Origin of the sequence: Nonomuraea turcica, from assembly GCF_030718205.1 — a bacterium.
Taxonomy (GTDB): Bacteria; Actinomycetota; Actinomycetes; order Streptosporangiales; family Streptosporangiaceae; genus Nonomuraea.
The window spans coordinates 406819-425718 of the sequence record NZ_JAUZQF010000005.1; the positions used below are offsets into that span (position 1 = coordinate 406819).

An 18900-nucleotide genomic window follows, 5' to 3' on the forward strand; every position below is an offset into this window, starting at 1 on the left:
GGCGTCAGTCGGTCAGGTCGAGCAACAGTTCGAGCTGTGCGAAAACAGCGGGCGCCAGATCCGGGGCGAGACTGACGCCGCGGGCCACGGAGATGACGAGGTCGGCCGTCGCCTTCGCGTCGGCGCCGGGCGCCGCCTCCGCGAGCACCTCGCGCAGGGCGTCGTGCCAGCCGCGCTCGTTGCTCGCGACGATCTCCCTGATGCGCGCGTCCCTGGCGGCCCGCAGGTCCAGCTCGCGCAGCACCGCGAACAACTCGGGACGGGTGCGGATCATGTCGGCCAGCACCGCCAGGTGATGCCTGATCGTGGCGGCGGCGCTGGGCTGGGGCGGCATCGTCTTCCAGAACTGGCGGGTGGCGTGGTCGACCACCGCGGCCACCAGGTCTTCCTTGGTCGGGAAGTAGTGGTGGACGGTCGAGTGGTCGATGCCGACCTCCTTGGCGACCTCGCGGAGGCGGAGCCCTTCGAAACCTCGGGACGCGACGCAGTGGAAGGCGGCCTCCACCAGTGCCTGCCGTCGGCTTCCCGTGCTCATGACCCCACCTCCGCGAGACTCCACCAACCAGTTGGTTGAGTCCACTTTAACATCAGGCCTCGTGCGTGTACTCCACGTGGCAGAAGATCGGCTCGATATCGGCCAGCGCCCGGCAGGCCGCGAAGTGCTCCTGGACGCTGGGATGCGCGCGCATGGCGTCGAAGTCCTCCTTGGTACGCCACTGCGCGTAGTTCACCACCCGGGTGCCGTCGTCGCTGAGGTGCACGTTCGCCGACACGTATCCGGGGAACTTGGTGATCACGTCGGTGGCGTCGAGGATGATGTCGTACATGCGCCGCTGGTTCTCCGGGGTCACCCGGAAGATGTTGATCAGCGTGTAGTGCTTCTCGTCCGTCGTGATGGTCGCCATCGCGCGCGCCTAAGCCCGTGCGGTGATCTGCTCGAGCACGTCCTGGAGCAGGACGCGCGGCTCCCCTGCGGCGCCGGGCGAGCGCCAGGCGACGAAGCCGTCCGGCCGCACCAGCAGCGCCCCCTGCGGGGTGAGGCCGGTGACCTGGAGGAACCTGCCCTCGGCGTCCGCGAGGTCGGTGCCGATCCGGTACGCGGACAGCGGGATGCCGAGTGCGCCGGCCGCGGCCGTGGCGGCGTCGGCCCAGGAGGCACCGTCGGGCGCGGCCAGCAGCACGAACGTGTCCGTCGCCAGCTCTACCGTGGACACCTTGGCGCCCTCGCGCTCCAGCCAGACGTGCGGCACCCGCAGCCCGGGACGGCCGTCGATGCGCAGCTCCGTCTCCAGGGCCTCGCCGCCCTTCTCGCCGACGAACGCGCCCTCGGGGTAGCGGTAGCCGGTGCTGATCACGGTGGAGTTGCGCAGGTCGGGGTGCCCGCCGTCGCCCTCGCTGCGGGTGGTCTGGCGGATCCAGGCCTGGTCGGCGGTCGCCTTGCCCACCGGGTGCCGCTCCTGCTCGTAGCTGTCGAGCAGGCTCTCGCCGGCCCAGCCGCGCAGCACCGCGGCGAGCTTCCAGGCGAGGTTGTGGGCGTCCTGCATGCCGGAGTTGGCCCCGTAGCCGCCCGCCGGAGGGTGCACGTGGCAGGCGTCGCCGACGAGGAAGATCCGGCCGGACCGGTAGGTGTCGGCGACGTCGTGGGCCAGCCGCCAGCGGTTGACGAGCTGGATGTCGATGGGCAGGTCCGGCTCGCCGAGCGCGGTGCGCAGCAGCTCCAGCGCCTTGTCCTTGGACGTCTCCGCCTCGGCGTGCCGCTCGGGGTCGAAGAACAGGCCGAAGACCCAGCGGGTCTCGTCGAACCGGTGCAGCAGCCCCGCGGCCTCGTTGAGCAGGTACGCGATGAGGAACCTGCGGCCCTCCACCACCGAGTCCAGGTCGGCCTCGAACAGGATGCTCAGCACGTGGCCGATGGTGCCGTTGCCCGACCTGGTGATGCCCAGGGACTCGCGGATGGGGCTGGTCACGCCGTCGGCGGCGATCAGGTAGCGGGCCCTGATCCGCTGCTCGGCACCGGTGGCCAGGGTGCGCACCACGGCGGTCACGCCGTCGGCGTCCTGCTCGTAGGACACCATCTCGGTGCCGAACTCGATCCGCGCGCCGCGCTGAACGGCCTCGCGGATCATCATCGGCTCCAGCCGGTCCTGGCCGCACCAGGCGGGCTCCATGGGGCTGGCGTCGGCCACCTCGACCGTGCCCTCCTCCATGACGAAGGCGCGGCCGTTGCCGATGTCGGACAGCCGCTTGGCGCCCAGGATGGCCCGCGGCAGCAGGTCGACCGGCGAGTGGGGCTCGGTCCAGTGCTCACCGGGGATCAGCCGCAGGCCGCGCTCGCGGATCTCCGGCTCCAGCCCGACGCTGTGGAACAACTCCATGGTGCGGGCGCTGACGCCCGCCGCGCGCAGCAGCTGCGCCGTCTTGTCGTTGCGCTCGACCAGGTGGACGTCCACGCCCTGCTGGCTCAGGAAGAGGGCCGACGCCAATCCGTTCAGCCCGCCCCCGACGACCAGGACGGAAACTTCTCTGTCTGCCATGACGACTCCTTAGTTAGGCGGCCCGGACCACGAGGGCGGAATTGAAGCCCCCGTTCCCGCGGGCGATGACGAGGGTGTTGCGCACCGGGTGCCGCCGAGGCTCCCCGGCGACCAGATCGATCTCGTACTCGTCGGGAATGTCGCTCTCATAGGGCACCGCGGGGATCACGCCGTCCCGGATCATCAGCAGGGCGGTGGTCACGTCCAGCGGCCCGCCGCCCGAGTAGAGGCGGCCGGTGAGGCTCTTGGGCGCGGCCACGGGCACGCCACGCGGGCCGAAGACCTCGCTGATCGCCCGGGCCTCCGTCGTGTCGAGCTCGGGAAGCCCGCCCGCGTCGGCCAGGACCACGTCGACGTCGGCCGGCTCCAGCCGGGCGTCGTCGAGCGCCCCGCGGATGGCCCGCGGCAGCGCCGACGGGCGCCCCGTGCCCGGCGCCGGGTCGAAGGTGGCGGCGTATCCGGCCAGTTCGCCGTACACGTGGGCGCCGCGGCTCCGCGCGCCCTCCGCGTCCTCGATGGTGAGCATGGCCCCGCCCTCGCCCGGCAGGTAGCCGGACGCGGCGCGGTGGAAGGGGAGGTAGGCGCCCGCACGGCTGAGCCGGCCGGTCGGGATCTGCCCGGTCAGCCCCCACGGGCACAGCGGCGCCTCCATGCCCCCCGCGATCGCCACCTTGAGTGTGCCGTTGCGCAGCAGGCGGCGCGCGTGGTTGAGCGCGTCGAGGCCGCCCGCCTGCTCGGTGACGACCACGGAGCTGTGTCCGCGGACGTTGTGCCGGATCGAGAGCTGGCCAGTGTTCACCGCGTAGAACCAGGCGAACGACTGGTACGCGCTGACCCGGTGCGGGCCGTCGCTCCACAGCTTCTGCAGCTCCCGATGGCCGAACTCGTAGCCGCCGCAGGCGTTGGAGGTGACGATGCCCACGTCGTAGAGACCCAGCGCGGCGAGGTCGAGGGCGGCGTCGTCCAGCGCCCACCCGGTCGCGGCCAGCGAGAACTGGGTGACCCGGTCGGTCTGCGGCATCAGCCGCCCGGGCACGGCCGGCCTGGGCGTGAAGTCCAGCACCTCGCCGCCGTGCTGCACGGGGTACTGCGACGGGTCGAAGCGGGTGAGGCGGCGCAGCCCACTGCGCCCGGTGAGCGTCGCGTCCCAGTACGCGTCCAGGCCCACGCCGTTGGGGGCCACCACGCCCAGGCCGGTGACGACGGTCCTGGTGGCTGTCTGGGTGGCGCCGCTCATGCCGACCAGCTCCTCGGGCCGCGCAGCACCGCCGCGCTCTGGAAGCCGCCGAAGCCACTGGCCACGCTGAGCGCGACGTCGACGCGCGCCTCCCTGGCCGTCCGGGGGATGTAGTCCAGGTCGCACTCCGGGTCGGGGTCGTGCAGGGTGGCCGTGGGCGGCACCACGCCGTGCTCGATGGCCAGCGCGCAGGTGGCCAGCTCGATGGAGCCGACCGAGCCGAGCGCATGGCCGATCGCCGCCTTGATCGAGCTGATCGGCACACCGTAGGCGGCGGCGCCGAGCGACGTCTTGAACGCCGCGGTCTCGTGCAGGTCGTTCTGCTTGGTACCGGAGCCGTGGGCGCTGATGTAGCCGAAGTCCTCCGGGTTGACCCGGGCCTGGCCCATGGACACGGTGATCGCCTCGGCCATCTCCGCGCCGTCGGGCCGCAGGCCGGTCATGTGGTAGGCGTTGCACCGGGTGGCGAAGCCGGCGACCTCGGCGTAGATGTGCGCGCCTCGCCGTACGGCGTGCTCGTACTCCTCCAGCACCACGATGGCCGCGCCCTCGCCCAGCACGAAGCCGTTGCGGGTGATGTCGAACGGGCGGCAGGCCCGCTCCGGGTCGTCGTTGCGCGGGGTTGTGGCCTTGATGGCGTCGAAGCAGGCCGAGGTGATCGGGGAGATCGGGGCGTCGGACGCGCCGGTGATCACGACGTCGGACGTGCCCTCCCTGATCAGCTCCAGGGCGTATCCGATCGAGTCCATGCCCGACGTGCAGCCGGTCGAGACCACGGTGGCCGGCCCCTCAGCGCCCGCCCGCCAGGCGATCTCCCTGGCCATCGAGCTGGGCACGAAGTAGTCGAAGATCCACGGGTCGGCGCGGGTGTGGTCCACCAGCCAGCGCTCGCCCGTGTGGCTGGTGGCCGCGTACTGCCGGTCCAGGCTCATGGTGGCGCCGATCGCGGTGCCGACGGCCACGCCGATCCGCTCGGGGGCGACGGGCTGCACGCTCAGGCCACTGTCGTCCAGCGCCTCACGCAGGGAGTAGAGCGCGAACTGCAGCACCCGGTCGAACTTGGCCACCTCGTGCTCGGTGAAGCCCTCGGCGATCGGGTCCCAGTCGACCTCTGCCGCGATGCGCGAGCGGAACCGGCTGGCATCGAACAGCGAGATCGGCCGGGTGGCGGTCCGGCCCGAGGTGATGAACTCCCAGAACTCCTTGCGACCGACCCCACCGGGAACGCACATGCCGATCCCGGTGATGACTGCTCTTTTCACGATCATCCTCCCACTGATGGCGGGGGCGCGGCCGGGAAGGGCATCGGCTCGACGTCCACGTGCCCCAGCTCCGGGCTGGGGGCGAGCGGCGCGATGTGGAAGACCACCAGCGCCGGCTCGTCGCCGGTGTTCTCGATCCGGTGTTCCTTGCCGCGCGGCACGAACAACGCATCGCCCTGCGCGGCGGGGAGTTCCTCGCCGTCGATGCGGACCGACAGCCGGCCCTCGGCGACGAACCAGTACTCGTCGGAGTAGGGGTGGTAGTGCGCGGCCACGATCTCCCCGGGCGCCAGGTTCATCGTGCCGAGGAAGCCCGAGGTGGAGCCGACAGAGTTGGGGGTCAGCAGGGCCCGGATGTCGCAGCCGAAGCGCCTGGTCGGCGTGACGTCCGTCAACGAGATCTTGTTGGCCATCACGCCGCCCGCTTGGCCAGCAGCACGTGGAAGTCGATGCCCGGCTTGGCCACGGGTTCGTTGGAGGTGATCTCCAGTCCCGCCTTGGCCAGCAGCTGCTCGTACGTCTCCGCCGAGTGAACCTCGCCCTGGGTGGTCCAGGCGAGCATGAGCAGGTCGAACAGGTAGGGCGCGGGGTCTTCCGCGGGCGTCTTGCCCGAGGTGGTGAAGCCCACGATGCCCAGCCTGCCATCCGGCTTGAGCGCGGACGCGGTCCGCGCCAGCAGGTCGGCGGCGCGCTCGGCGGAGAAGTGGTGCAGCACGTTCGTGACCAGCACCAGGTCGTACGGCCCGCCGAGCGGGGTCTCGAACATGTCGCCGGGGATGCGCTCGACCCGGTCGGCCACGCCCAGCCTGACCGCGTGCTTGTGCGCCTCGTCCAGCACGTTCGGCCAGTCCAGGGACCACACGCGGGCCTGCTCGTAGCGCCTGGCCACGGTGTAGCCGTAGATGCCGTGGCCGCAGGCCACGTCGAGCACCTTCAGCTCGTCCCGGCCGACCGCCCACGGCTGGAGCGCATCGGCGAGCAGGTCGGCCGTCGGCTCCGCGACCACGTTGGCGTAGCGGGCGAAGTCCTCCCAGAACTCGTACTCGGCGGTCTCCGCGTTCTCGGCGAGCACCGTGCCGCCGTGCCGTACGGCGTCGGCGATGCGCTTGTGCGCGTCCCACTCCCAGTCGCTGGCGAAGACGTTCACCATGCCGCCCGCGTAGTCGGGGCGGCCGGGGACCAGCAGGTCGGCGTGCTCGTCGGAGAGCCAGAAGCGGGTGCCGTCGGACTCGACGAGGCGCACGGCGGCCAGCGCGCTCAGCAGGATCCGGGCGCCCCGCGCGTCGGCGCCGACGCCGCGGCCCACCTCGTCGGGGGTGACGGGACCGCCCGCCAGGTGCTCGAAGACGTTCAGCTTGACGGCGGCGCGCAGCAGGCTCGTCTGCTGGTACGCCTTCATCATGCCGAAGAGCTGCTTACGATCCATGATCACTCCGCTTCCCAGCAGTAGAACTCGGTGGCCCGGGAGTCCCTGGGCCCCTGCCACGTCGGCAGGTAGGGCGTCAGGTAGGGCTTGACACGCTCGGCGGTCTCGGCGAAGACCGGGTGCCCGCGCCAGGCGTAGATCCGGTCCATGAGGTCGCCGTCGAGGTCGTCGGGGGCCTCGACCAGGTGGAAGTACAGACCGTGGTAGCTGAACAGTGTGCGGCGCACGGCCCCGATATCGGTGGGCAGCGACGAGCGGTCGTGATCAGCGAATGCCTGCGCTACGTGCGGCGCGTCGCTCGGGCTCATTTTCATGACGAGGAGTGCCCGCTGCATTTCCGTCCTCCAGGAGCTTGATGATGACAGAGCGGTCGATCTTGCCGTTGGTGTTGAGCGGCATCCGGTCCAGCCGGCTGATGGAGCGCGGCACCATGTGGTTCGGCAGGCGGGAGCGCAGGGCCGCCAGGAGCCCGGCCTCGCCGTCCGCGTCCGCGCCGGTGTGCACGGCCGCCAGCCAGGTACGCCCGTCGCCGCCCGACATGGGCACCACCACGGCCTCCACGACGCCCGGCTGGGCGCGCAGGATCGTCTCGATCTCGCCGAGCTCGACGCGGTATCCCTGAATCTTCACCTGGTGGTCCAGGCGGCCCAGGTGGAGCAGCCCGCCGTCCTGTCTGCGCACCAGGTCGCCGGTGCGGTACCAGAGGTCGGGACCGGCGGCCGGCAGGTCGCCGCAGACGATCGCCCGCGTGCCGTCGAAGCGGACGAACCTGCCCTTGTTGCTGGCCGGGTCCAGGTATCCGGCGAAGCGCTGCGGACCGCGTACGCAGAGCTCGCCCAGGTCAGAGGGCAGGCCGTCGTCATCGACGATCAGTTCCTCGTGCCCCGGGTAAAGGGTGCCGATCGGGACCGTGCCGTTGGCCGGCCGGGGCCAGCTCTCCACCTCGCCGGGGAGCCGGAACTGGGTGCAGCTCAGCGTCAGCTCGGTCGGGCCGTACAGGTTCTCGATGACGGAGTTCGGCGCGGCCGCCCGCCAGGCGCGGGCCTGGTCGAGGGTGAGCCGCTCGCCGCAGAACAGGCTCCAGCGCAGCGCCGGCATGGCGCCTTCCGGCAGGCGTCCGAGCTGGATGGCCACCGACACCAGGGAGGGCACCGAAAACCAGTGGGTGATGCCCTCACGGGCGGCGAACCGGGCGGGCGCCAGCAGGTCGCCGCGGGTGGGCACGACCAGCGTGGCGCCCGAGCCCCAGGTGGCGAACAGGTCGAAGACGGACAGGTCGAAGGTCAGGTCGAACGTCTGCGTGACCCGGCAGCCCGGCCCCAGCTCGTAGCGCGGGATCACGTAGGACAGGTAGGCGGACACGTTGGCGTGGCTGATGGGGACCCCCTTCGGGGTGCCCGTCGAGCCGGAGGTGAACAGGATGTAGGCGACGCCGTCGCGGAGCTCGGCCGTGCCCGGCCGTCGCAGGACGTCGGATCCGTCCGTGAGGACGATGTCCGCGCCCGCCGCGGTGACGATCTCTTCGTTGCGCGCCGCCGGCCAGGCCGGGTTGAGCGGCACCACCACGGCGCCGAGGCGCTGGGCGGCGAGGTAACCGGCGTAGGTGCCGGCCGCGCGGGTGGCGTGCAGGGCAACGGTGGCCGGAGCCGCGCCGTTGACCTCGACGATCCGCTCGGCCAGCCCGGCCGCCCGCGCCTCCAGCTCGGCGTAGGTGAGCGTGTCGCCGCCCGTCTGGAGGGCGATCTCCTGGGGGTGCGCGGCCGCGGCCGCGGCGAACCAGTCGTACAGGGTGCGATCAAGTGTCATGGGAGTCTCCTGCCGGGGCCTCCGGCGGGCAGCCGCCGAAGGCCCGCGCTCGGCGTCAGGCGGCGGCCGCCTGCTCGACCTTCTCCTTGATGACCGCCATCTGGATCTTGGTGTTCTTGTTGATGCGGTCGGTGATGGAAGCCAGGTCGAAGGGGGCCTCCGGCTTGACGGCGAACTCCTGCTGCCAGCGCATCCGGGTGCCGCCGTTCTCCTCGGCGTAGTCCCAGTAGATCTTCATGTACTCGAAGGGGCCCGTCTCCACGCGGTGGGCCGCGGCGCGCTTGCCGGCCTTGTCCCAGGTGCGCTTGCTGACCCAGCTCCAGATCGAGCCGTCGGGGTCGGGCACCATGGTCAGCCGGAACGTCGCCGTGTTGCCCTCCTCCTCGAGCACGTCGATGGAGGCGTACTCGGTGAACAGGCTGGGCCAGTTGCGCAGGTCGTTGGTGATCTTCCACACCACGTCGAACGGCGCGTCGATCCAGACGGAGTTGTCGGTGCTGCCGGCCATGGTCATCCTCCATTCGCCACAAGGTCGTAGATCTCGGCCGGGCTCAGTTCCCCGGCCGTCTCCGGGAGCGCCACCCGGTACTTCTGCTCGATCACCGTCTGGAGCTCCAGCACCCCGATGGAGTCCACGCCCAGCTCGGCGAGCGAGGTGTCCCAGGAGTCGTCCAGCACGTCCTCGTCGAGGCCGAGGTTGGCCGTGAGGATCTGCCGAAGAGCGTTCGTATCGATGGTCGCGGTCGTCATGGCGGTCACACGGCCTCGCACTCGAGGAGCGTCCAGTGGTAAACCGACGGCTCCTGGACCAGCTTGAAGCCCGAGCGCTCGAACAGGGTCCGCCAGTCGTCCAGGCTGCGCTCGCGCCCGCCGAACAGCACCAGCATGTCCACGTCGAGGAACTTGCCGTGGTCCCACTTGTTGTCCGGCGCGAGCACCGAGTCGAACACCAGCAGCCGCGCGCCGGTCTCGCCGATCTGCGCCCTGATCCTGCGCAGCAGGTTCTCGGCCTTCTCGTCCGACATCCAGTGCAGGACGGCCTTGAGCAGGTACGCGTCGTAGCCGGCCGGGATCTCGGCCTGGGTAAGGTCGCCGCCCTCGACGGTGACCCGGGCGGAGACGCCGTGGTCGGCGAGCACCTGCCCGGCCTTGCGCACCACGTCCGGGTAGTCGAACAGGTAGGCCGTCATCTGCGGGTTGCGGCGCAGCACCTGCGCGAGGAAGAAGCCGTCGCCGCCGCCGAGGTCGGCCAAGCTGGCGAAGCGCTCGAAGTGGTACTGCTCCAGCTCCTCCTCGATGAACTGACGGCTCCAGAAGGACATGAACTCGTCGAAGAAGAGCCCCACCTCGGGGTTCTTCTCGAGGTACACGTTGAACGGCATGCCCAGCGCCCGCTCCACGGCCGGCTCGCCGGTGCGGACGCTGTGCATGATCTCGTCGAACGGCCGCGCCGTCAGGTCCAGGTTGTTGTACTTGACGAGCGGCAGCACACCGTCGCCGTTGTCCGAGCGCAGGCCGTCGGCCAGCGGCGTGAGCTGGAAGACCTTGGCCGGGCCCTCCTCGAAGATGCCCACGGACGCGGCGTTGCGCAGGATTCGGTACAGCGCGTCGGTGTGCGCGCCCGCCTTCTTGGCGATGACGTCGACCGGCAGCGGGCCGTCGGAGAGGATGTCCGCCACCCCGAGCTCGGCGAGGACGTGGACCACGCGCGAGAGCCGGCCGCCGCAGGCCAGCAGCAGCAGCTGCTGGGCGTGGAGTCTGGTGGGGTCGTTGTGGACGAGGTCCTTGTCGTTGGTGAGCGTGGCCACCGGGTGCCTCCCTAGGCGTTGATGAGCTCGTTGATTTTGTCCAGGGCCTGCCTGGGCGTTTTCACGTCGCCCAGGATTTCTTCGGCGAGGTCGATGCCGTATTGATGCTTGATTTGGCTGAGAACCTCGAGCAGGGCCACGGAGTCGTAGCCGAGCTGTTCGAAGAGAACGTCGATGACGGTGTCGTCCAGTCGGCCTTCATCCGGCTCACCCGCGTGGGTCTCCATGAGCTCGATGAATTCGGCTAACGTGAATTCCCTCATGGCGTAGACGTTATGAGCGGCCGGCGAAGGCTCGATCCAGAGTCGTTATAGGCCATCGAATTCGCCGTTCTCGGCGTTGAATTGCTCCAGGAATTTCAGGTCGTGCGTGCCGGCGCGGAACATCGGGTGGCCGATGACCGCGCGGTGGAAGCCGAGGGTCGTGCTGACCCCGCGGCCCTCGATGCGGAACTCCCCGAGCGCCCGGTCCATGCGGTCGAGCGCCTCGTCCCTGGTGGGGGCCCACACGACGAGCTTGGCGAGCATCGAGTCGTAGTACGGGCTGACCTGCATGCCGGCGGTGTAGCCCGAGTCCACTCTGGTCCACGGGCCCGCCGGCGGCTCGAAGACCTCCAGCAGGCCGGGCGCGGGCGCGAAGCCGCGCCGCGGGTCCTCGGCGTTGACGCGGCACTCGATGGCCGCGCCGTGGAGGACGACGTCCTCCTGTTTGACCGACAGCGGCAGCCCGGCGGCCACCCTGATCTGCTCCTTGATCAGGTCCACGCCGGTGACCATCTCGGTGACCGGGTGCTCGACCTGGATCCGGGTGTTCATCTCCATGAAATAGAAGCGCCCCTGATCGTCCAGGAGGAACTCCATGGTGCCCGCGCCGCTGTAACCGACCGACAGCGCGCCCCGCAGGGCCAGCTCCCCGATCTCCGCGCGCCCCCGCGCGTCCAGCCGAGTGCAGGGCGCCTCCTCGATCAGCTTCTGATGCCGGCGCTGGATCGAGCAGTCGCGCTCGCCCAGGTGCACGCCCTCGCCGTCGAGGTCGCACATGATCTGCACCTCGACGTGCCGGGCTCCGGTGAGGTAGCGCTCCACGTAGACGGTGGGGTCGCGGAACACCGCGTGGGCGGTCGCCTGAGTCGTGGTGAACGCCTCGGCGAACTCCCTGGGATCGTGGACCACCGTCATCCCGCGCCCGCCGCCGCCCGCGGCGGCCTTGATGATGACCGGGTAGCCGATCTCGGCGGCGATCGCCTCGCCCTCCTTGACGGATCTGACGGGCTCGATCGTGCCGGGCAGCATGGGCAGGCCCGCCTCGGCCATCAGCGCCCGCGCCGTGGCCTTGTTCCCGAGCTGCTGCATCACCTCCGGGCGGGGACCGACGAAGACCAGGTCCTCCTGTGCGCAGATCTCGGCGAAGTCGGGATCCTCGGACAGGAAGCCGTACCCGGGGTGGATGGCGTCGGCACCGGTGGTGCGGGCGGCCTCGATGATGTTGGCGATGTTGAGGTAGCTCGCGCTGGGCTGCGGCGGGCCGATGTGCACGGCCTGGTCCGCCATGCGCACCACGGGCGAGTCCCGGTCCGCGGTGGAGTGCACGGCGACGACGGCGATGCCCAGCTCGCGGCAGGCGCGGGCGACGCGGAGGGCGATCTCGCCCCGGTTGGCGATGAGGAGTTTGCTGAACACACCGGCCCCCGTCAGTCCGCGTCGCCGTCGGGCACGATGCGCACGAGCGGCTGGTCGTACTGGACCGGCTCGCCGTCGGCCGGGTAGATCTCGGCGATCCGGCCCGCCACGTCGGCGTCGATCTTGTTCATCAGCTTCATGGCCTCGACGATCGCGAGTGTCTCACCGACGCCTACGACGTCCCCGACGGAGACGAACGGGGCGGCGCCCGGCTGCGGGGCCCGGTAGAAGGTCCCCACCAGCGGCGCGGTCACCACGTGCCCCGTGGGAGCGCTGTCCGCGGCCTCCTCCTGCCCCACCGGCTCCGCGGTCGCGGCGACGACGGGCTTGGGCGGGCGCGGCCCGGCGTCGGCCTGCTCGCCGTCCTGCGGCCACTCGATCTCGACGACCTGGTCGACGACCCTGATCGCGATCCGGCGCACCTTGCCCGGCTGGCTGCGGACCAGCTCGGCGGCGTCGGCCCAGAGCGCCCGCAGGTCCTCGACACCGGTGACTTCCTCGTTCATGCGCTCCAGGCCTCCTCAGGCAGGTGTTCGGTGCTGCCGACCCGCCGGATTCGCTGGTATCGGGTGGCGATCAGGGTCGCCTCGTCGAGCTCGGCGAGCTCTTCCAGCTGCTCCAGCACGGCCCGGCGCAGGTTGGCCGCCGCCGCGGCCGGGTCGGTGTGCGCCCCGCCGGGTGGCTCGGGCACCACGCCGTCGGCGATGCCGAGCTCCAGCAGGTCGGTGGCGGTGATCTTCAGCGCTGTCGCGGCCGCGATGGCGGAGTCCGCCGTGCGCCACAGGATGGCCGCGCAGCCCTCGGGGCTGATGACCGAGTAGAAGCTGTTCTCCAGCATCAGCAGCCGGTCGCAGGTGGCCAGCGCCAGCGCGCCGCCGCTGCCGCCCTCGCCGGTCACCACCGCGACGATGGGGACGTCGAGCAGGCTGGCCCGCATGATCATCTGCGCGATCGCGGTGGACTGGCCCCGCTCCTCGGCCTCCACTCCCGGGTACGCGCCGGGCGTGTCGACCAGCGTGACCACGGGCAGCCCGAAGCGCTCGGCGTGGTCGAACAGCCGCAGCGCCTTGCGGTAGCCCTCCGGGTGCGGCATGCCGAAGTTGCGGTGCACCAGCTCCTTGGTGTCGTGGCCCTTCTGGTGCCCGATGACCACGACCGAGCGTCCGCCGATCCTGGCGATCCCGCCGACGATCGCCGGGTCGTCCGCGAACCAGCGGTCCCCGTGCAGCTCGACGAACTCGTCGAACGCGTCCTCCAGGTAGTCCAGCATGGTCGGCCGCCCGGCGTTCCTGGCCAGCTGCACCACCGTCCACGGATCGACGTCCGGGGCCGGCAGCCGGCGCACGATGGGAGGCCCGGCGAGCTTGTCCGCGCTGCCCGCCGGCGCGTGCAGCGACAGCAGCCTGATCAGCAGCGGGCGCAGGTCGGCCCGCGGCACGACGCGGTCGACGAGCCCGTGCTCGAGCAGGAAGTCGCTGCTCTGGAACCCGGGGGGCAGCTCCTGACGGATGGTCTGCTGGATCACCCGGGGCCCGGCGAACCCGACCAGCGCCCCGGACTCGGCCACCACGACGCTGCCCAGCATGGCGAACGAGGCCGACACACCGCCGAAGGTGGGATCGGTGAGCACGCAGACCGAGAACACCCCGGCCTCCGCCAGGCGGGCGAAGGCCTGGCTGGTCTTGGCCATCTGCAGCAGCGATACCGCGCCCTCCTGCATGCGCGCCCCGCCAGAGGCGCACACCACGATCAGCGGGTGCCGGGTCCGCTCGGCGTGCTCGGCCGCCCGGGTCACCAGCTCGCCGACGGCGCCGCCCATGCTGCCGCCCATGAAGGAGAACTCCATGACGGCCAGGACCACGGGGTGCCCGCCGATCTGCGCGGTGCCGCTGACCAGCGCCTCGCGTTCGCCGGTCGCCCTCCTCGCCTCCTCCAGCCGTTCGGCGTACGGCCGGCGGTCGGCGAAGCCGAGGGGGTCGTCCGGTGTGGCGATCTCGTGGTCGAACTCGGTGAAGCTGCCTTCGTCGGCCAGCATCCCGATGCGTTGCCTGGCGGTCAGCCGCCAGTGGTGCGAGCATTCCTGGCAGACATGGAGATTGCGGGCCAGCCGCTTGAGGTACAGCAGGCGGCCGCATCCTGGGCACTTACCCCACCGGATCTCGTGACTGTCTCTGATCGGTGTGACGGACATATCTGACCTCTGCTTCGTGAGACCGTTGCCGACATTGAAGGAGCCGGGCTTCCAGGACCGATCCAGATCGGAGTGGAGGCGCGTCCACGCCCGGCCGAGGCGGTGCTCACTCACACGGTCAGGGCCAGCGCCACCCCGGCATGCGAGCCGTACTGGGTGGTCATGAAGGCGCGGTACGGCCTGCGCCGGGCGTTCCTGTCACCCCTGGCCGGGGTCAGCGCGAACCATGCCACCACGATCGCTCCCAGCAGGGTCACGACGGCGGACATGATGAGCACCGGCGCCACGTGCAGGGCGGCGAGGACGAACGCCACGCCGAGCGCCGGCGCGATCAGGCCGACCAGCCGCCGCGCCGCAGTGTCGCCCAGCAGCACGGCGATCGTGCGGCGGCCCGCCGCGCGGTCGCCGTCGATGTCACCGAAGTCCTTGGCGATGGCGCCGACCAGGCCCATCCACAGCGACATCGCGCCCGCGCAGACGAGCGCCGGCAGGCCGCCGCCGGACGCGGCGCTGGCAGACCCGGCCAGGTAGGTCACCAGCCCGCCGAGCGCGGCCACGGCGATCGTCGCGCCGGGGTTGTTCTTGAGCTGGAACGGCGGCGCGGAGTACAGGTAGCCGAGCAGCATGAAGATGATGACGGCCACGAGGAACTCCCAGCCCATGACGATGCCCCCGGCCAGCGCCCCCACGCCGGTCAGCCGCACGTATCGGAGCGCGACGTGCCTGGGCAGGACGCCGGAGGCGATGGGGCGGCGGGAGCCGTTGATGCGGTCCTCCAGCACGTCGGTCGCCCCGTTGAGGAGATAGACGAACACGACCGCGCACTCCCAGGTGAACGCGCCGAAGCCGACGGCGGCGAGGTCGGTCTCACCCGCGGCGTAGCCGAGCGCGGCTCCCGTGAGGAACCGGAACAGGAAGATGATCTGGACGATCGGGCGAGCCTCGGACAGGCATAATCCGAGATCGGAAATCGCGGTGGCTGGGATTCGGCGAAGGGCTGCGCTTCGGTTCGGTGTGTTGTCCCCCATGCTCCGGACCGTATGCGCGGCGGCCGTGAACGGAAAAGAGGTGTAGTGCCAAGGTTAGCCGGCGACGCGGCGTCGCCGCCCGGAAGGACTACATTCTCCGGCCGGAAGATGTAATACCACCGGCTCCGCCTGCCGCACTTTCGATGTGGCCGCCTTGTCGCCGGCGTGGCGCGCTATCTAAGGTGCAGGCATTCCGCTACGAATGAGGTGCCAATGATTCGGTTCACGATTCTGGGCGCGCTGACGGCGATGAACGGGGAACGAGAATTCACTCCGAGAACACCCAAAGTCTGCCAGGTACTCGCCTTGTTACTCTCCCGGGCCAATCGCATAGTCGGGTTCGAGTCCTTGATCGAGGAGCTGTGGGGTGAGGACCCGCCGAAGACCGCACAGAGCACCGCTCAGACCTACATCTACCAACTCAGGAAGGCCCTTGAGCGGGAGAGGCTGGCCACCCCCGCGGGGGAGCTGCTGGTGACCAAGCCCTTCGGCTACGTCCTGCAGGTCGACGGCGATCAACTGGACGCGTACGTCTTCCAGCGCATGCTCGCCGAGGGGCGGAAGGCGCTGGCCGAGGGCCGCTACCTTGAGGCCTCCCGGCAGCTCGGCAGGGCGCTCGACCTGTGGACGGGGCCGCCCCTGGCCAACGTCTCCCAGGGATCGCTGCTGCGCGCCTACCGTGTCCACCGGGAAGAGGAGCGGCTGCGCGCTGTGGAGCTGCGCATCCAGGCAGACGTCCTGCTCGGCCGGCATCGCGAGCTCGTCGGCGAGCTCAAGGCGCTGGCCGCGACCTATCCGCACAACGAATGGTTCCATGCCCAGCTCATCTCGGCGCTCTGCCGGAGCGGACGGCGCAGCGAGGCCCTGCACGCCTATCGCAACGTGCGGTCGATACTCAACCAGGACCTCGGCATCGACCCCTCCCGGGAGCTGCAGGACCTGCACCAGGCCATCCTGACCACCGGCCTGGACACCGGACCCGAGCTGCAGTTCGCCGGCTGACCGACCCGAGCGGTAGCGCCCCCCGGGGGGAGGCGCTACCGGTCATTCGTCGGTCCAGCTCGGGATGAGCGAGGCCGAGATGGCCTTGCTCACCGCGTCGATCCTGGACACCGCGCCGAGCTTGGTGAAGATGCTGTGCAGGTGGCGTTTGACGGTCGCCTCGGTGAGGTGCAGCCTGCTGGCGATCTGCGCATTGCTCATGGCCGCCGAGGCGAGCCTGAGCACCTCGATCTCCCGCGCGGACAGCACGCCGATCGGCGGCCGGTCGTCGCGGGCCGAGCCGCGCATTCCGGCCACGCTCCCCGCGGAGATCGACAGCAGGACCCGGGTGGAGCTGGTGTGCGCCATCCTGACCGCCGCCATCAGCTCGTGCCAGCTCGCGCTCTTCAGCAGGTAGGCCCGCGCCCCGAGCGCGATGAGCTCCTGGATCAGCCTGGGCTCGTCCTGCATGCTCACGATGACGACCCGGGTGCCGGGCGAGGCCGCCTTCACGGCCCGCATCGTGGTGGTGACGTCCTCCCCGGGCAGGGACACATCAAGCAGCAGGATGGCGGGCCGCAGCTCGGCGATCAGCTTGACGGCGGTGGCGCCGTCACCCGCCTCCCCCACGACCACGATGTCGTCCTGGTCCTGGAAGATCTCTCGTAATCCGACGCGGAAGAGCGTGTGGTCATCGACGATGACGACCGTGATCTGATCAGTAGGTGCCGGCATTCCCGTCCCTCAGCAGGGGAACCGTCAGTTCCACGCGCGTGCCCTTGCCGATGCGGCTGGAGACCAGCGTGTTCCCGCCGAGAAGGGCCGCCCGCTCCGCCATGATCGACAGCCCGGCGCCGTCACTGGCGCCGGTGGCGGCGAAGCCCGTGCCGTCGTCGGCGACCGTGGCCCTGAGCTCGTGCGGCGCGATGTCGATCTGCACCAGGACCCGCCCGGCCCCGCTGTGGTCCAGGGCGTTGCGCAGTGCCTCCCTGACGATCAGGAACACCTCGTCCCGCACCTGGTGGTCCACCCAGCTCTCGTCGCCGTTGACGACCACGGACGTCACCGCGCTCACGGGCTCGGCCTCGAACAGGAAGGAGTGCAGCGCCTTCTCCAGGCTGGGCACCGACTCCGACACGCGCAGATCGCCGATGAGCTTTCGGATCGCCTCGATGGCCTCCTCCAGGGCGAGTTGGACCATGGAGACGCAACGCCGGACGGTCTCCGGATCGAGGTTCCGGCCGCGGCGCTGGAGGCTCTCCAGGTTCCGGTGGCCGACCGTCACCCCGTAGCTCACCCTGTCGTGGAGCTCGCGGGCCAGCCTGGCGCGCTCGTCGGACTGCACGCGATGGATCTCCTGCAGCAGGAAGCTCGCGTACCAGCTCGACGCCTCCCGGATGCGCAGCGCGATGCTCTTGCTCAACAGCAGCGAGAGCTCGACCAGGGCCTCCCTCGCGTCTTCACGCTCCGGTCCGAGGCGCTGGTCGACCCAGCGCAGCACCACCTCGAAGAGGATCTCGGCCGCGCGCAGCGACTCGGTCGGGTGCACGCCGTGCCGCGCCCGCGTGACGGCGATCTCCCTGCTGATGTCCTCGCCCCTCGTCGTGGGCGCGGAGTCGCGCAGCCCTTCAACCACGTCGGCGACGATGCTGGTACAACTCGCCAGCACCTGCTCGGCGGACTCCGGGTTACGTAAAAGTAAACTATTCGCGTTATTGAGCTCTTGCTCGTATGCGGTGCGGACCTCCACCACGGAAGACTCCAGCAAATCCGCCACTAACCATCGAACCTCGCCGCTTGGCCCGAGTCGTCCCACGATTCGCCCCAATGGATAGTTTGACCCCGTACTTAACCATCCGCAGCGGCTCAACCCAGTGACTGTGCAACAACTGTGCTGCCCCCGTCTTACATGAGCCAATTTCAGATTTCTGTCTGGATACTTATGGCCACGTGAGTCAAACCATGTCCATCAAACCGTCGCGTGTCAACCTTTGTCGGAAAGTCCCTGGTTGTGGCGTCGAGTCGCGTGTCATGCCGTGGCCCCGTCGTTGGCCAGGGCCTCGACGGCCTCGGTCGCCAGGTGGCGCAGGGACTCCTCCTCGACCAGGGGCACACCGAGCCGGTTGCACAGGAGGCGAGCGCACCTGTCCATGACGGCGAACGCGCTCCCGCCCGCATCGCGCCGCCCCTCCCGCGACGTCAGCGTCTCACGCAGCGCGGTGACGGACCGTGCCCAGGTCGCGAGGGCTCCGGAGTTTTCGGCTGTCCGGATCCGCCTCGCCAGCGTGATCGCCTGCTCCCGCTGGGACTCGAGTGCGCGGCCCTTGTCGAGGAGGCCCACGTGCTCGGCGCTCCTGCCGGCGGCCCTGACCAGCTCGGCCAGCCGCTGCGGCTCGGGGACGGAGGTGAACCAGGCGATGCACGTCATCGCGTACGCGGCCGTGGCCCGCTCGCCCGGCGTGAGGCCGTCCACCAGCATGTCCAACGCAAGCCTGCTGGACTCGACGAAGTGGCGCTCCACCGCCCGGACCGCCGGACCGTCCCTGTGGCGCCCGTGCTCCCGCCGGTACGGCACGAGCAGCAGCGAGTTGTCGGGATAAAGGCTGCGGGAGTAGGACGACACCCGCTCCTGGCGCGCGAGCAGGGCCGCCATCCGCTCATAGTCCTTCTGCCTGGCCGCTGTCGTGGACGGCCGCGCGGCGAAGAATTCACCGAGTCGTTCGCTGATCACCGTCTCGACGTCGCCCCGCTCGACCGCCGGCTCGGGCAGTATCCGAAGCCTGAGGTGATTTCCCCCATCCCAGCAGCGCAGGAAGAAGAAGTCCGTCGCCAGCCCACGCCCGGTCAGCTCCGCGGCCAGCGGCGCCACGGCGTGCACCAGCAGCTGGTCGAGATCATCGTGGTAGAAGGCGTGAGCACTGACCCACCTCGCCTCATCCACTCTCAAC

21 protein-coding genes are annotated in these 18900 nt (G+C 70.3%); 1 reads left to right on the forward strand and 20 read right to left on the reverse strand.

Annotation, left to right across the window (positions count from 1 at the left end):
* Positions 1-4: 4 nt before the first annotated feature.
* The 17 genes from Q9G87_RS16190 to Q9G87_RS16270 all read right to left on the reverse strand — a co-directional run bounded on the left by Q9G87_RS16190 (position 5) and on the right by Q9G87_RS16270 (position 14971).
* Positions 5-535, reverse strand: a complete 531-nt coding sequence (locus Q9G87_RS16190; protein ID WP_305917171.1) for a TetR/AcrR family transcriptional regulator — start codon at positions 533-535, stop codon at positions 5-7.
* A gap of 52 nt (positions 536-587) precedes the next feature.
* Positions 588-905, reverse strand: coding sequence for an antibiotic biosynthesis monooxygenase family protein (locus tag Q9G87_RS16195; protein ID WP_305917172.1), 318 nt, complete (start codon positions 903-905; stop codon positions 588-590).
* Positions 906-914: 9 nt separating this feature from the next.
* Complete coding sequence (locus tag Q9G87_RS16200) at positions 915-2534, reverse strand: FAD-dependent oxidoreductase (protein ID WP_305917173.1); 1620 nt, start codon at positions 2532-2534, stop codon at positions 915-917.
* Between the two features lie 13 nt (positions 2535-2547).
* Positions 2548-3771, reverse strand: coding sequence for a ketosynthase chain-length factor (locus Q9G87_RS16205; protein ID WP_305917174.1), 1224 nt, complete (start codon positions 3769-3771; stop codon positions 2548-2550).
* Entirely contained in the window at positions 3768-5039 is a 1272-nt protein-coding gene (locus tag Q9G87_RS16210) for a beta-ketoacyl-[acyl-carrier-protein] synthase family protein (RefSeq protein ID WP_371825778.1), read from the reverse strand. The genes Q9G87_RS16205 and Q9G87_RS16210 overlap by 4 nt, the downstream gene beginning before the upstream one ends.
* On the reverse strand, positions 5036-5446 hold the full coding sequence (locus Q9G87_RS16215) for a cupin domain-containing protein (protein ID WP_305917175.1): 411 nt from the start codon (positions 5444-5446) through the stop codon (positions 5036-5038). The genes Q9G87_RS16210 and Q9G87_RS16215 overlap by 4 nt, the downstream gene beginning before the upstream one ends.
* On the reverse strand, positions 5446-6459 hold the full coding sequence (locus Q9G87_RS16220) for a methyltransferase (RefSeq protein WP_305917176.1): 1014 nt from the start codon (positions 6457-6459) through the stop codon (positions 5446-5448). The genes Q9G87_RS16215 and Q9G87_RS16220 overlap by 1 nt, the downstream gene beginning before the upstream one ends.
* A 2-nt stretch (positions 6460-6461) precedes the next feature.
* On the reverse strand, positions 6462-6767 hold the full coding sequence (locus tag Q9G87_RS16225; protein ID WP_305917177.1) for a TcmI family type II polyketide cyclase: 306 nt from the start codon (positions 6765-6767) through the stop codon (positions 6462-6464).
* Positions 6724-8265 (reverse strand): AMP-binding protein, encoded by a 1542-nt coding sequence (locus Q9G87_RS16230; RefSeq protein WP_305917178.1) that lies wholly within the window; start codon positions 8263-8265, stop codon positions 6724-6726. The genes Q9G87_RS16225 and Q9G87_RS16230 overlap by 44 nt, the downstream gene beginning before the upstream one ends.
* Before the next feature lie 55 nt (positions 8266-8320).
* Entirely contained in the window at positions 8321-8773 is a 453-nt protein-coding gene (locus Q9G87_RS16235; protein WP_305917179.1) for an SRPBCC family protein, read from the reverse strand.
* Positions 8774-8775: 2 nt separating this feature from the next.
* Positions 8776-9015 carry an acyl carrier protein gene (locus tag Q9G87_RS16240; RefSeq protein WP_305917180.1) on the reverse strand — a complete coding sequence of 80 codons (240 nt, stop codon included), beginning with the start codon at positions 9013-9015 and terminating at the stop codon, positions 8776-8778.
* A 5-nt stretch (positions 9016-9020) separates the two neighbouring features.
* Positions 9021-10073 (reverse strand): methyltransferase, encoded by a 1053-nt coding sequence (locus Q9G87_RS16245; protein WP_305917181.1) that lies wholly within the window; start codon positions 10071-10073, stop codon positions 9021-9023.
* An 11-nt stretch (positions 10074-10084) separates the two neighbouring features.
* Positions 10085-10336, reverse strand: coding sequence for an acyl carrier protein (locus tag Q9G87_RS16250; RefSeq protein ID WP_305917182.1), 252 nt, complete (start codon positions 10334-10336; stop codon positions 10085-10087).
* 45 nt (positions 10337-10381) lie between these two features.
* A complete protein-coding gene (accC, locus tag Q9G87_RS16255) occupies positions 10382-11752 on the reverse strand; it encodes an acetyl-CoA carboxylase biotin carboxylase subunit (protein ID WP_305917183.1) in 1371 nt (456 codons plus the stop codon).
* Between the two features lie 11 nt (positions 11753-11763).
* Complete coding sequence (locus Q9G87_RS16260) at positions 11764-12258, reverse strand: acetyl-CoA carboxylase biotin carboxyl carrier protein (protein WP_305917184.1); 495 nt, start codon at positions 12256-12258, stop codon at positions 11764-11766.
* Positions 12255-13943 carry an acetyl-CoA carboxylase carboxyltransferase subunit alpha gene (locus tag Q9G87_RS16265; RefSeq protein WP_305917185.1) on the reverse strand — a complete coding sequence of 563 codons (1689 nt, stop codon included), beginning with the start codon at positions 13941-13943 and terminating at the stop codon, positions 12255-12257. The genes Q9G87_RS16260 and Q9G87_RS16265 overlap by 4 nt, the downstream gene beginning before the upstream one ends.
* Before the next feature lie 110 nt (positions 13944-14053).
* Positions 14054-14971 (reverse strand): UbiA family prenyltransferase, encoded by a 918-nt coding sequence (locus tag Q9G87_RS16270; protein WP_305917186.1) that lies wholly within the window; start codon positions 14969-14971, stop codon positions 14054-14056.
* Positions 14972-15220: 249 nt separating this feature from the next.
* On the opposite strand from Q9G87_RS16270, the gene Q9G87_RS16275 reads away from it, so the two are divergent.
* A complete protein-coding gene (locus tag Q9G87_RS16275; RefSeq protein ID WP_305917276.1) occupies positions 15221-15973 on the forward strand; it encodes an AfsR/SARP family transcriptional regulator in 753 nt (250 codons plus the stop codon).
* 42 nt (positions 15974-16015) lie between these two features.
* Here the strand turns inward: Q9G87_RS16275 and Q9G87_RS16280 are convergent, their stop codons facing one another.
* The 3 genes from Q9G87_RS16280 to Q9G87_RS16290 form a co-directional block, all read right to left on the reverse strand.
* A complete protein-coding gene (locus Q9G87_RS16280) occupies positions 16016-16687 on the reverse strand; it encodes a response regulator (protein ID WP_305917187.1) in 672 nt (223 codons plus the stop codon).
* Positions 16671-17705 carry a sensor histidine kinase gene (locus Q9G87_RS16285; protein ID WP_305917188.1) on the reverse strand — a complete coding sequence of 345 codons (1035 nt, stop codon included), beginning with the start codon at positions 17703-17705 and terminating at the stop codon, positions 16671-16673. The genes Q9G87_RS16280 and Q9G87_RS16285 overlap by 17 nt, the downstream gene beginning before the upstream one ends.
* 276 nt (positions 17706-17981) lie before the next feature.
* Positions 17982-18893, reverse strand: coding sequence for a lantibiotic dehydratase C-terminal domain-containing protein (locus Q9G87_RS16290; protein ID WP_305917189.1), 912 nt, complete (start codon positions 18891-18893; stop codon positions 17982-17984).
* Between the last annotated feature and the right edge of the window lie 7 nt (positions 18894-18900).